This is a genomic window from Bibersteinia trehalosi USDA-ARS-USMARC-188 (genome assembly GCF_000521725.1).
In the GTDB taxonomy this organism is placed as follows: Bacteria; Pseudomonadota; Gammaproteobacteria; order Enterobacterales; family Pasteurellaceae; genus Bibersteinia; species Bibersteinia trehalosi.
The window spans coordinates 2,072,128-2,084,402 of record NZ_CP006954.1 but is presented as its reverse complement, the minus strand read 5'-3'; the positions used below and the strand labels follow the sequence as shown (position 1 = coordinate 2,084,402).

11 protein-coding genes are annotated in these 12,275 nt (G+C 43.6%); 6 read left to right on the top strand and 5 right to left on the bottom strand.

The window, feature by feature from the left end; all coding sequences use genetic code 11:
* Nucleotides 1-229: 229 nt before the first annotated feature.
* Nucleotides 230-460, top strand: coding sequence for an acyl carrier protein (acpP, locus tag F542_RS09425; RefSeq protein ID WP_015431729.1), 231 nt, complete (start codon nt 230-232; stop codon nt 458-460).
* A gap of 123 nt (nt 461-583) precedes the next feature.
* Here the strand turns inward: acpP and nhaA are convergent, their stop codons facing one another.
* Nucleotides 584-1,810, bottom strand: a complete 1,227-nt coding sequence (nhaA, locus tag F542_RS09420) for a Na+/H+ antiporter NhaA (RefSeq protein ID WP_015431730.1) — start codon at nt 1,808-1,810, stop codon at nt 584-586.
* Between the two features lie 125 nt (nt 1,811-1,935).
* Between nhaA and F542_RS09415 the strand changes: the two genes are divergently transcribed.
* The 4 genes from F542_RS09415 to yidD all read left to right on the top strand — a co-directional run bounded on the left by F542_RS09415 (nt 1,936) and on the right by yidD (nt 3,246).
* Nucleotides 1,936-2,364, top strand: coding sequence for an EamA family transporter (locus F542_RS09415; RefSeq protein WP_015431731.1), 429 nt, complete (start codon nt 1,936-1,938; stop codon nt 2,362-2,364).
* Between the two features lie 99 nt (nt 2,365-2,463).
* Nucleotides 2,464-2,598, top strand: a complete 135-nt coding sequence (rpmH, locus tag F542_RS09410) for a 50S ribosomal protein L34 (RefSeq protein WP_005599701.1) — start codon at nt 2,464-2,466, stop codon at nt 2,596-2,598.
* A 31-nt stretch (nt 2,599-2,629) separates the two neighbouring features.
* Nucleotides 2,630-3,001 carry a ribonuclease P protein component gene (rnpA, locus tag F542_RS09405; RefSeq protein ID WP_081601330.1) on the top strand — a complete coding sequence of 124 codons (372 nt, stop codon included), beginning with the start codon at nt 2,630-2,632 and terminating at the stop codon, nt 2,999-3,001.
* On the top strand, nt 2,953-3,246 hold the full coding sequence (gene yidD, locus F542_RS09400; protein ID WP_025267403.1) for a membrane protein insertion efficiency factor YidD: 294 nt from the start codon (nt 2,953-2,955) through the stop codon (nt 3,244-3,246). The genes rnpA and yidD overlap by 49 nt, the downstream gene beginning before the upstream one ends.
* Here yidD and F542_RS09395 read toward each other — a convergent pair.
* The 4 genes from F542_RS09395 to F542_RS09380 form a co-directional block, all read right to left on the bottom strand.
* Nucleotides 3,243-3,998, bottom strand: coding sequence for a class I SAM-dependent methyltransferase (locus tag F542_RS09395; protein ID WP_015431733.1), 756 nt, complete (start codon nt 3,996-3,998; stop codon nt 3,243-3,245). The genes yidD and F542_RS09395 overlap by 4 nt on opposite strands.
* The gene (locus F542_RS09390; RefSeq protein ID WP_015431734.1) at nt 3,998-4,684 is read right to left on the bottom strand and encodes a M15 family metallopeptidase; all 687 of its coding nucleotides are present in this window, start codon (nt 4,682-4,684) and stop codon (nt 3,998-4,000) included. The genes F542_RS09395 and F542_RS09390 overlap by 1 nt, the downstream gene beginning before the upstream one ends.
* 93 nt (nt 4,685-4,777) lie before the next feature.
* Entirely contained in the window at nt 4,778-6,169 is a 1,392-nt protein-coding gene (locus tag F542_RS09385) for a cytochrome-c peroxidase (RefSeq protein ID WP_015431735.1), read from the bottom strand.
* Nucleotides 6,170-6,287: 118 nt separating this feature from the next.
* Nucleotides 6,288-8,135: an SLC13 family permease gene (locus F542_RS09380; protein ID WP_015431736.1), complete on the bottom strand. Its 1,848-nt coding sequence runs from the start codon at nt 8,133-8,135 to the stop codon at nt 6,288-6,290.
* A 170-nt stretch (nt 8,136-8,305) separates the two neighbouring features.
* Here F542_RS09380 and purL point away from each other — a divergent pair, with 170 nt between their 5' ends.
* The gene (gene purL, locus F542_RS09375; protein WP_025267402.1) at nt 8,306-12,268 is read left to right on the top strand and encodes a phosphoribosylformylglycinamidine synthase; all 3,963 of its coding nucleotides are present in this window, start codon (nt 8,306-8,308) and stop codon (nt 12,266-12,268) included.
* Nucleotides 12,269-12,275 lie beyond the last annotated feature (7 nt).

The window sequence follows — 12,275 nt, the reverse complement described above, 5'->3', positions numbered from 1 at the left end:
ATAGGAGCTTGTTTTAGGCAGATCAAAAATAGACTATGGATAAACCTTATTCTAAATGTTAGAATTAACCCGCTTTTTCGCTCGCTTGAGAGCGACTACTTTTTATTTAGTTCAGGTGTGTGGAAAAGCAAAGCTGGTTCGACTTGTTGTTTTAAGCTTGAATTTAGCTGAATTTTCTTTACACTAACTCACTCTCGCAATAAGCGATTTCACTTATAGGAAACATAAAATGAGCATTGAAGAACGCGTAAAAAAAATCATCGTTGATCAATTAGGTGCAGAAGCCGATAAAGTTAAACCTGAAGCTTCTTTCATTGAAGATTTAGGTGCAGACTCTTTAGACACCGTTGAATTAGTGATGGCTTTAGAAGAAGAATTCGATATCGAAATTCCTGATGAAGAAGCAGAGAAAATCACTACTGTACAATCTGCGATTGATTACGTTTCAAACAATCAATAAGATTTTAAGGTAAATGCGGTTTATTACGGCGTTTACAAAAATAAAAACCACCTTCGGATGAAGGTGGTTTTTTGTTATCTCATTATTCCGACCTAACAAGGGGGATCCCCCTTGTTAAAGGCATTAATGAGTTGAATAAGGGTTGCCATTAAAGGCATTTTTAATATTGTAATATTTTTGTTCAACCCCAGAGGTGAAACGTTTTAACAGGATATAACCCAATACTGCAGAAACGCCAGAGCCAAGTAAGATACCTAAGCGAGCTAATGAAATAAAGTCACTATTGGATTCTGCACCACCGAATGAAAGTCCTGCTAAGAACATAGACATGGTAAAACCGATACCACAGAGCACAGAAATTGCAAAAATTTGCTTAAAGTTAATGCCAGGCGAGAGCTGTGCAATACCAAATTTGACAGCTAAGTAGCTAAAACTAAATACGCCTAATGCTTTTCCGACAATTAAACCAAGTGCAACACCAAGTGTTAGTGGTGATGTCAATGTGCTCAGCCCCATACCTTCAATGGATACCCCCGCATTAGCGAATGCGAAAAGTGGAAGAATCATAAAAGAGCACCATGGTGACAGTATATGCTCGAAGGTTTCTAATGGTGTTTCACCATTTTTACCTTTTAATGGAATACAGAAACCAAGGATAACTCCTGCTAGGGTGGCATGCACCCCTGATTTTAATACCGCAGCCCATAAAACTAAGCCGGTTACCGCATAAATACTGATTTTGGTGACATTTAAACGATTTAGTAATACTAATGCCAGAATACCAACAGCAGAAACAATTAAGGCGGTGAGACTGAGATCATGTGAAAAAAATAATGCGATGACGATAATCGCGCCTAGGTCGTCAATAATGGCGAGCGCAAGGAGAAATATTTTCAAGGCAAAGGGAACACGTTTACCCAGTAACGCTAATACACCTAGAGCAAAAGCAATATCGGTTGCCATTGGAATTGCCCAGCCGCTTTGAAACTCCGGTGTATTCGCATTGAGTAACATAAAAACAGCAACTGGCACGATCATGCCGCCAAGTGCTCCTATGGCAGGGAAAATTGCTCTTTGGTAACTAGAGATTGCACCAACCATCAATTCTCGTTTGACTTCCATACCTACTAAAGTAAAGAATATTGCCATAAAGCCATCATTGATCCACATTAATAGCGGTTTATGAATGCTAAATGAACCAATCAAGATTTGCACCGGCATATCCAATAAATCGAAGTATAATTCTTTAAATGGTGTGTTTGCCCATAAAATTGCAAGCGTAGCGAAAATTAAGAGCAAAATTCCGCTTGCAGATTCAAGTGCAAGAAACTTTTTTATCTGTTTAATCATTAGTTTCTCCTATCAGTTTTGTATAAAAAACCGTATCCTTTTAACATAAATTTAAAAAAGAGATCAAGGAAAACTGAAATTTAGTGCTACTATTCGCTAACAAATTACGCTGAAAAGGAGGCTGTATGATACCTGAATGGGCTTATTGGGCGTTGGGCTCAGCATTTTTTGCTGCACTCACTGCAATATTTGCCAAAATTGGCTTAGATGGCATAGATTCTGACTTTGCCACCTTTATTCGAACGCTTGTCATTATTTGTGCTTTAGCACTATTTTTGACGTATGCCGCAAAGTGGCAGCCATTGAGCAGTTTGAGTGGTAAAAATTGGCTATTTTTAGTGTTATCAGGATTAGCAACAGGTATTTCATGGCTTGCCTATTTTAAAGCGCTACAAATAGGTAATGTGTCACAAGTTGCGCCACTTGATAAATTTAGCATCGTTTTAGTGAGTGTATTTGCGGTGATATTTTTAGGTGAGCGCCCAAGTGGGCAAGATTGGTTGGGAATCGGTTTAATTAGCTTAGGGGTGCTAACACTGGCAATAAAACGCTAAATTCGCCTTGATCTTTGGTTAATTTACCGCTAAAATCCGCACTCTTTTTTATGATTCTCTATTTTGGCATCAGCCAAATTTTATAATTAGGTAGTAGCAATGAAACGTACATTTCAACCATCTGTATTAAAACGTGCTCGTACTCACGGTTTCCGTGCTCGTATGGCAACTAAAAACGGTCGTCAAGTTTTAGCACGTCGTCGTGCAAAAGGTCGTAAATCTTTATCTGCATAATTGTAGATGAAGCCAGCCGAAACACTATCCAGTGACTAAGCTAACTTTTCCTCGGGAGCTACGCATGTTAGCTCCCGTTCAATTTCAAGCGGTCTTTACAGATCCGCTCCGCGCTAGCACTCCCCAACTCACTCTTCTTGCTAAAGCTAATAATACAGGGTTACCTCGCCTTGGTTTAACGGTAGCGAAAAAACATTTAAAACGCGCACATGAGCGAAATCGGATAAAACGCATTGTGCGAGAAAGTTTTCGTTTAAAGCAACATGAATTACCCCACTACGATTTTGTCTTTGTTGCGAAGGGTGGAATTGGTAAACTGAGTAATCAAGAACTTTTTGAAACGTTGGAGAAATTATGGCAACGCCACATTCGTCTAGCGAGAAAAGCACAACACCAAGACTAAGTCCCATTGCTTATCTTTTAGTCGGGCTTGTACAGTTTTACCGTTATTTTATTAGCCCACTGATTGGCAGCCGTTGTCGTTTTTATCCGACTTGTTCCACCTATGCTTTAGAAGCGATTAAACTTCATGGAGGCTTAAAAGGAGGATGGCTAACCTTAAAACGAATCAGTCGCTGTCACCCATTGAATGAAGGCGGAGAAGATCCTGTTCCGCCAAAGAAATGTGATTGTGAAAAACACCGTTAATCATTTTTGCGGTGGGAAAGATAAATATCAAAACGGTGGTTTTTTGTTGTGTGGGAAAAATCAGGTTTCTGAGCAGCGAGAAATGGCGCATAGTCTGGCCGTTTGACAACCACACGTTTACGAGCTAACTGTTTTGCAGGCAACCAAAAGTCATCTGAATCTAAATCAGCGCCAACCAAATGTTGAAATACCCGCATCTCTTTTTTGACTAATGCGCTTTTCTGTTTATGCGGATACATTGGATCAAGATAAACGACATCAGCAAAATCCTGTTCTATATTCAATTCATTAATGGCAGAAACGCCAGCCAGTACCATTCTTTCTTGCATAAATGCCCCAATTTCGGTGTCTTGATAAGCGCGTTTAAGCCCATCTTCGAGCAATGCTGAAACAATAGGGTTGCGTTCAATCAGCGTCACTTTGCAACCGATACAAGCTAGTACAAAGGCATCTCGCCCAAGCCCTGCTGTAGCATCAATCACTGTTGGCAAATAGTCGCCTTTGATCCCCACCGCTTTTGCTACTGCTTCACCCCGTCCACCACCAAATTTACGCCGATGTGCCATCGTGCCATCGACAAAATTGACTGCAATCGCACCGAGTTTGGGCTCGTCAAGTTTACGTAATTCTAAACGTTCATTTGTTTGCACCAAAGCCAGTGGCGAATTGGCATTATGTGAAAGTTGCCATTTATCGCAGATATCCTGAAATGCTTGAGCAAAATCACTTTGGTTAATTAGTTGAATATTCATTACAAAATATAGTCCGCAAAAATCTCATCAATATGCTTAATTAAACAGTCTTTGCCTGCAAGCTCGGCATCGCGCCATGCATTTTGCAAAATTTCAGCAGAAAATGACCGCTCGTAGTGTTCCGCAATCGGGAAATAACTAATATGCCAAGGCTCTACACCGATTTTTTTATCCTCTCTTTCCATAAATGGGAAGAAAAAACCGTAGCTTTCCGCATTGGCGAGTAACCAGTTGGTCAATTTCTGAAAATAGCCGCCAGTTTGGTATTCCCAAGGCTCTAGTTGCAGAGATTGCCCTATTGGCAATAAATCAGGATCAAAAATATCTATTTCTGTGCCCCAATGGTGGCGACTCGCCCCCGGAATGGCCGACCAGCGCAAAATGGCTTGGCATTTTTGCCAATCGGTTAAAGCGCTTAAATCAATGGCACTGCCATGATCATCGTGAACTTTGCGTTCGCCTTTGAATTTCGCATTCCAAATCCCCATCTGTCGCTCAAAATCACGATAGGTGCTCGCTGGTTGTAGATTAAAGCCTGCATTTTTTGCCGCGTGCTGTAATTCTAAAAAAGCTCTCACAACATCACTTTGCAGAAAGTGCTTATCTGATAATGCGTTAGGAAGCGAAACAAGATGTTCTCGATTTTTTCCTGTCAGCATTGCTGAGAAATTTGCAGAATTTTGCATAGTTTTGACCGCTTGTAAAAAGAATTATTATAAAGCAAAAACACCGTTTGCAAGGGATTGCAAGCGGTGTTTTTTTAATGAAAATTTACCAAGCTATTCTTCACGTGTTAATAATGAGCCTTTATATTCACCTGTCAAACTTTCTAAGAATGCGGTGATTTCGTCTAGCTCTTGTTCTGTAAAGTTTTTATTGCTTTGGTATTTGCCCATAATTCGTACGGCTTCGCGCAAATCAGTTACTGTGCCATCGTGCATATAAGGCGCAGTTAATGCAACGTTACGTAAAGTTGGTACTTTGAAGCGGTGCATATCTGCGGGATCTTGGGTTTGATTGAAGCGGCCTCTGTCATCATCGGTGATTGGGGTTGCACGATCGCGGAAGTAATCTGCATATAAACCGAAGACTTCGTAAGATTGTCCTCCCATATTGATGCCGGTATGGCAGGTATCACATTTGGCATTTTTGAAATGCTCATAGCCACGTTTTTGTACTTCAGTAAGCGCATTTTGCTCGCCTTTCAGGAATTTATCAAAGGCACTGTTTGGGGTGATGAGGGTTTTCTCAAACTCTGCAATTGCATCAGTTAAGCTAAATTCATCAAATTTTGGAAAAACGGCTAAAAATTCTTGCATAAATGCAGGATCTTTACGGAAATTGGAAAGAAGTTGCTCCCAGTTTTTGCCACCCATTTCTACCGGATTGAGTGGCGGACCTTTTGCTTGATCGGCAAGATCAGCTGCTCGTCCATCCCAGAATTGCACAAAATTAAAGGCGGCGTTATACACGGTTGGAGCGTTGATGCCACCTTTCAAGCCATCTATGCCTGTTGAGAACTGTAAGCCATCAACCCCGCCTTTATCTAATTGATGGCAGGTGTGGCACTGGATAGTGCCGTCCGCGGATAAGCGGCCGTCATGATAAATTTTATCACCTAATGCCACTTTTTTCGGATCGGTTGGAATGCTGTCAGGAATAGGCTGTACTAATGCAGTTTTATCAATATTGCTGAATGTTGAGAGTTTCGCTTCACGTTGGGCATAAACCCAATCTAAGAGGGTTTTTGATTCCTCTGCGTCAGGACGAGATCCCCAGTGAATATGAATAAATTTCGCGGCGGGCATTTCACGATTTTCGATGACACGCTGAAGTTTGGCGAGATCCGCTTCAGAGAGTTTGCTAGGATCTTGCATTCCCTCAATAAGACGATCTAAACGGAACACGCGATTACCTTCGGCAATATCCTGTCGCATAATGTTGTTGGCGATAGGTAAATTGAAATAAAACGGCATTTCTGCTGATGGGGTGTGGCAATATTGGCAACCGTTTTTAAACATGACACCAAGCGCATTTTTATGCTGTTCAGCAACTTCCGTGTTGTTTAGCCATTGCTCGGCCTGCTGTTTGTCGAATTGATAAATGTAACCCACTGTGCCGAAGAATCCGGCAGCCCCCAATGCAAGGGCTGAAATAAGCAATTTTTTCATAGGAACTCCCACTGATTAAGAAACGCAGAAACATTATCCCTATAAAAAATGGTTGTTTTATTGATTTAAAACAATAGATTTAATTTGTAAAATAGATTAAATCAATAGATTTCTTCTATTAAAGAGGGAATAGCATTGGTACTGCAAATACGGCTAACAACATCACCAATAAGGTAAATGGCACACCTACCTTCACAAAATCAAAGAATTTATAACCACCTGGGGCGAGCACCATCGTATTGACTGGTGATGAAACTGGAGTCATAAATGCTGCAGATGCCGAAATAGCTACGATCATTACAAACGGCAATGGTGAGTAATTTAGTTGCTGGGCTATCGCAATCGCTATTGGCATCACTAAAATGGCTGTGGCTGTATTAGAAATGAAGGCACTGATAATCGCAGTAAATGCAAAGAGTAGCATTAGCACGAAGTGTACATCTAAGCCTTGCATCATTTCGAGCAACATCTGCACGATTAAATCGACCCCACCTGTTTTTTGCAGTGCGATAGAAAACGGCATCATACCAACAATCAATACGATGCTTGGCAAGTGAATAGATTGATAAGCGCTTTTCATATCGATACAGCGGAATTTACCGAGCATCAAGCAAGCAATCAGGGCCGCAATCACATTTGGTACAATTCCACTAATCATTAATATCACCATTGTTAGCACCGAAAAGAGTGCATGGGGGGCTTGGCTTAACGCTGGAGCGATATTTTTGCTCTCTTCTGGGGCATTGAGCAAATAAAAATCGCGTCTGCCATCGAATTTCAATAATTGTGTCCATACTCCCATGACGAGCAATACATCACCAAATTCTAGCGGTGTATTGATAATATCATCGTGGAGAATGGTATTATTGCGTTTAAGCCCAACAACACTCACGCCAAAATTGGAGCGAAATTTTAATTCACTGATAGTTTTACCGATAATTTCTGATTCAGGCAGCATGGAAATTTCCACCATACCGATAGATTTAGCTTGAGCAGAGAAGTAGTCGCCTTTGAGTACCGTTTCTTTTAAGCCAAGGGTTTCGCAATATTGTGTAAAAAGCTCGCTTTCGACACTGATATCTAACAGCAAAATATCTTTTTCTCGCAGCGTAGCATTAGCGTAGGCACTTAATGAAACACGACGAAAATGCTTCACCCGCTGAATAGCAATTACATTCAGACCAAACTCATTACGCAAATTCAATTCATTGATCGTCTTGCCCACCAAAGAAGAATCTGGCGTTATCACGACCATTTTTGCCTTACCTTCTAATTGATATTGTTCAATCAGCTGATGAAAGGAAGATGAACGTTGTTCATTTTGCGCAATATGTTCACCATTATCTAGCCAATGGCGAGCAATTAGCATGTAGCCGATACCAAGAAAGAGTACTGCAATACCAATCGGAGTGAAGCTAAAGAAATTAAAACCAGCAAAGCCTGCTTTCACTAATTCTGAATGTGCCACTAGATTTGGAGGAGTAGCGATAAGGGTCATCATGCCGCTAATTAAGCCCGCAATACTGAGCGGCATCATCATTCTGCGGGGGGAAATATTCATGCCAGAACAAATGGCAAGTACCACAGGAATAAAAATTGCTACGATCCCCGTAGAGCTCATAAAAGATCCCAATCCCGCAATGCTTAGCATTAATAGCACCAGAACTCGAATTTCGCTTTCACCTGCTACTTTCATCAACCATTCGCTTACCTGATACGCGATTCCTGTTCTAACCAGCCCCTCCCCAACAATAAAGAGCAGAGCAATGAGCACCACATTTGGATCACTTAATCCAGCAAAGACTTCTTGTACGCTTAAAATGCCACTAAGACTAAAAAAAGCGATGACAATTAGTGCGACAATATCCATTCGTAGTTTATTGCGCATAAATTGCCAGATGGCAAAGACAAGTAATACAACAACCCAAAAAAGTTGGTTCTGAACAAGAGAAAGCACGGTTTGCATAGCAAATTTTGAAATGAGAAATGAATGGATCGGATTATACTAATTTTTATTACAAGCGGTGCAAATTTGACAAAAATTTGCAAAATGCTGGAAAAATTTATTATGCAAACGTTTGCGCAATCATTTATAATCTTGTCAGTTTTTCATCTTAAACAGGAAACTTCTTGTCAATGACTATGCAAACCTTTCGTGGCTCACCTGCCTTATCCACCTTTCGCATTCAACAACTTTTGCAAAAATGCCAACAACATCAACTCCCTGTACGCTCTGTGTATGCGGAGTTTTTGCATTTTATCGCCCTAAATCAACCGCTTGCAGCCGATGAAACACAGAAATTGGCGGAGTTATTACATTATGGTGAAAGCTTAGAACAGCGTGAGCCGACAGGGTTTTGCCTGATTGTTACCCCCCGCATCGGCACGATTTCCTCGTGGTCTTCTAAGGCAACCGACATCGCTCATAACTGCGGTTTAGTAGCGATAGAACGGATTGAGCGTGGCACGGCGTATTATTTGGAATTTTCTGAAACGCCTAACGAAAGCCAACTTGCGACGTTGAAAGGCTTGTTGCACGACCGTATGATGGAAACAGTGTTGGAGAGTGCCGATCAAGCCGAGCAACTCTTCGCCCAACAAGAACCAAAACCGTTCACCAGCGTGGATATTTTAGGCGGTGGTCGTCAGGCGTTAGAAGATGCGAACGTGAATTTAGGTTTGGCGTTGGCGGACGATGAAATTGATTATTTGGTGGAAAATTTCACTCAACTTGGGCGTAACCCGAACGATATTGAGCTCTATATGTTCGCTCAAGCCAACTCGGAGCATTGTCGCCACAAAATTTTTAATGCGGATTGGACGATTGATGGCGTAAAACAGGAAAAATCCCTGTTTAAGATGATTAAAAACACCTTTGAGAAAACCCCGGACTATGTGCTTTCCGCCTACAAAGACAATGCGGCAGTGATGGAAGGCTCAACGGTCGGGCGTTTCTTCCCCGACCAAGACGGGCAATATCGCTATCATCAGGAAGATGCTCATATTTTAATGAAAGTGGAAACACACAACCACCCGACGGCGATCTCGCCATTCCCGGGGGCGGCGACCGGTTCGGGCGGTGAAATTCGAGACGAAGGGGCGACAGGACGTGGGGCGAAACCGAAAGCGGGCTTGACGGGCTTTTCGGTCTCTAACTTAGTGATCCCGAACTTTGAACAGCCGTGGGAAAACCCACTTTCCAAGCCGAATCGTATTGCTTCCGCACTAGATATTATGATTGATGGCCCACTAGGCGGAGCAGCATTTAACAACGAATTTGGTCGCCCTGCGTTATTGGGATACTTCCGCACTTACGAAGAAAAAGTGAACAGCTTCGCAGGCGAAGAAATTCGTGGCTACCACAAGCCGATTATGCTTGCCGGCGGTATCGGCAACATTCGTGCCGAACACGTTCAGAAAGGCGAAATTCCGGTGGGAGCGAAACTCATCGTGCTTGGCGGCCCGGCAATGAACATTGGCTTAGGCGGTGGGGCGGCATCGTCAATGGCATCGGGCAAATCCAAAGAAGATTTGGATTTTGCCTCGGTTCAGCGTGAAAACCCGGAAATGGAACGCCGTTGCCAAGAGGTGATCGACCGTTGCTGGCAAATGGGTGAGGAGAACCCGATTTTATTTATTCACGATGTGGGGGCTGGCGGTTTGTCTAACGCTATGCCTGAATTGGTGCACGATGGCGAACGGGGCGGTAAGTTTGACCTGCGTAAAATCCTGTGCGATGAAAAGGGAATGTCGCCGCTTGAAATTTGGTGTAACGAATCGCAAGAGCGTTATGTGCTGGCGGTCGCCCCTGAAAAGCTCAATATTTTCACCGCACTTTGCGAGCGTGAACGTGCACCGTTTGCAGTGATTGGCGAGGCAACCGAGGAGAAACATTTAGAGCTTGCCGATCCGCATTTTGGCAACAAACCGATTGATTTGCCGATGAATGTATTGCTCGGCAAAACCCCGAAAATGCAGCGTGATGTTTCGTCAAAAAATGTGAAAAATCCACCGCTTGCAACCGACAATATCGAGCTTAAAGAGGCGTTCCACCGTGTGCTACGCTTGCCGGTGGTAGCGGAAAAAACCTTCTTAATCACCATTGGCGACCGCTCGGTCACAGGAATGGTGGCACAAGATCAGATGGTCGGCCCGTGGCAAATTCCGGTGGCGGATTGTGCGGTAACGACTGCAAGTTTAGATAGCTATCACGGCGAAGCAATGGCAATGGGCGAACGTGCGCCGGTAGCGTTGCTGGATTTCGCCGCCTCGGCTCGCTTGGCAGTTGCGGAAAGCATTACCAACATTGCAGCGACTAACATTGGCAACATTAAACGCATTAAACTTTCCGCCAACTGGATGTCGGCAGCCGGCCACGAGGGCGAAGACGCAGGGCTTTACGAGGCGGTAAAAGCGGTGGGCGAGGAGCTTTGCCCTGAACTTGGCATTACCATTCCGGTGGGTAAAGATTCAATGTCGATGCGTACTACTTGGGAAGAGAATGGAGAACAAAAATCTGTGACTGCGCCGCTTTCGCTGGTGATTTCAGCATTTGCCCGTGTGGAAGATGTGCGTAAAACCGTTACTCCACAACTTCGCACCGACAAAGGCGACACTCGCTTGTTGCTCATCGACTTGGGTGAAGGCAACAACCGCTTAGGGGCAACAGCGTTGGCTCAGGTATATAAACAACTTGGCGACAAGCCTGCCGATGTGGTGAATGTGGCTCGCTTAAAAGGCTTCTTCAACGCAATGCAAACCCTTGTCGCACAAGGGAAACTGCTTGCCTACCACGACCGCTCGGACGGTGGTTTAATCACCACACTGGCGGAAATGGCGTTTGCAGGGAATTGCGGTGTGGAAGCCGATATTTGTCCATTATTAACTGATTCACAGCACGCCGAAATGGAATATGTTTTAGGCGATCCAGCCTTTATGCTTGAAAGAGATCGTAACCATTTCAATATCTTGTTTAATGAAGAGTTAGGTGCAGTAATCCAAGTAAAAGAAGAAGATTTAGACGCTGTACAAGCGGTGCTAAAAGCGGAAAATCTTGCAAATCTTACTCACAATATTGGTAAAGTAACAAATAGTGATCAGTTTGTTATTCGTTGTGAAATTGCAACCCTGCTTGATGAAAAACGCTCAGAACTGCGTGGCATTTGGGCGGAACTCACTCATCAAATGCAGCGTTTGCGAGACAACCCTGAATGTGCAGACCAAGAATTTGCAGCGAAAAAAGATCCGAATAATAAAGGCTTATCCGCATTTTTAACTTACGATGTGAATGAAGACATCGCCGCCCCATACATCAACAAAGGCGTAAAACCGAGTGTGGCGATTTTGCGTGAGCAAGGGGTAAACAGCCATTACGAAATGGCGGCAGCCTTTGACCGTGCTGGCTTCAACGCCATTGACATGCATATGTCAGACTTGATTTCAGGCAGACGCAACCTCAACGACTTCAACGCAATGGTGGCGTGCGGGGGCTTCTCTTACGGCGATGTGTTAGGTGCAGGTGGTGGCTGGGCGAAATCGATCCTGTTCAACCCAATGTTGCGTGACCAATTCAGCCAATTCTTCGCCAACCCGAACACGCTAACCCTTGGCGTGTGCAACGGCTGCCAAATGGTCTCAAATTTAGCTGAAATCATTCCGGGCACCGAAAACTGGCCTCGCTTTGTGCGGAATAAATCCGAACGCTTTGAGGCACGGGTGGCGATGGTGAAAATCAATGAAACAAATTCCGTATGGTTCGCAGGTATGGCAGGCAGCCATATGCCGATTGCGGTTTCGCACGGTGAGGGAAGAGTGGAATTCAAGCGGTCAGAACAGCTCGAAAATTTGCAAAAACAGCATTTGATTGCCGCTCAATATGTGGACTATAATCTGAATCCAACCGAACAATACCCAGCCAACCCGAACGGCTCGGCATTAGGCATCACCGCCTTAACCAACGTTGATGGGCGAGTAGCGATAATGATGCCACACCCTGAGAGGGTATTCCGTGCAGTCAGCAACTCTTGGTGTCCGGAAGATTGGACGGAAGACGGGGCTTGGATGAGATTGTTTAGGAATGCGAGGGTTGGATTGAAGTAATTAATGT

What these genes read in the sequence shown, in the direction of transcription:
- acpP (WP_015431729.1), top strand. Translation starts at nt 230, where the DNA reads ATGAGCATTGAAGAACGCGTAAAAAAAATCATCGTTGATCAATTAGGT.
- nhaA (WP_015431730.1), bottom strand. Translation starts at nt 1,810, where the DNA reads ATGATTAAACAGATAAAAAAGTTTCTTGCACTTGAATCTGCAAGCGGA.
- F542_RS09415 (WP_015431731.1), top strand. Translation starts at nt 1,936, where the DNA reads ATGATACCTGAATGGGCTTATTGGGCGTTGGGCTCAGCATTTTTTGCT.
- rpmH (WP_005599701.1), top strand. Translation starts at nt 2,464, where the DNA reads ATGAAACGTACATTTCAACCATCTGTATTAAAACGTGCTCGTACTCAC.
- yidD (WP_025267403.1), top strand. Translation starts at nt 2,953, where the DNA reads ATGGCAACGCCACATTCGTCTAGCGAGAAAAGCACAACACCAAGACTA.
- F542_RS09395 (WP_015431733.1), bottom strand. Translation starts at nt 3,998, where the DNA reads ATGAATATTCAACTAATTAACCAAAGTGATTTTGCTCAAGCATTTCAG.
- F542_RS09390 (WP_015431734.1), bottom strand. Translation starts at nt 4,684, where the DNA reads ATGCAAAATTCTGCAAATTTCTCAGCAATGCTGACAGGAAAAAATCGA.
- F542_RS09385 (WP_015431735.1), bottom strand. Translation starts at nt 6,169, where the DNA reads ATGAAAAAATTGCTTATTTCAGCCCTTGCATTGGGGGCTGCCGGATTC.
- F542_RS09380 (WP_015431736.1), bottom strand. Translation starts at nt 8,135, where the DNA reads ATGCAAACCGTGCTTTCTCTTGTTCAGAACCAACTTTTTTGGGTTGTT.
- purL (WP_025267402.1), top strand. Translation starts at nt 8,306, where the DNA reads ATGACTATGCAAACCTTTCGTGGCTCACCTGCCTTATCCACCTTTCGC.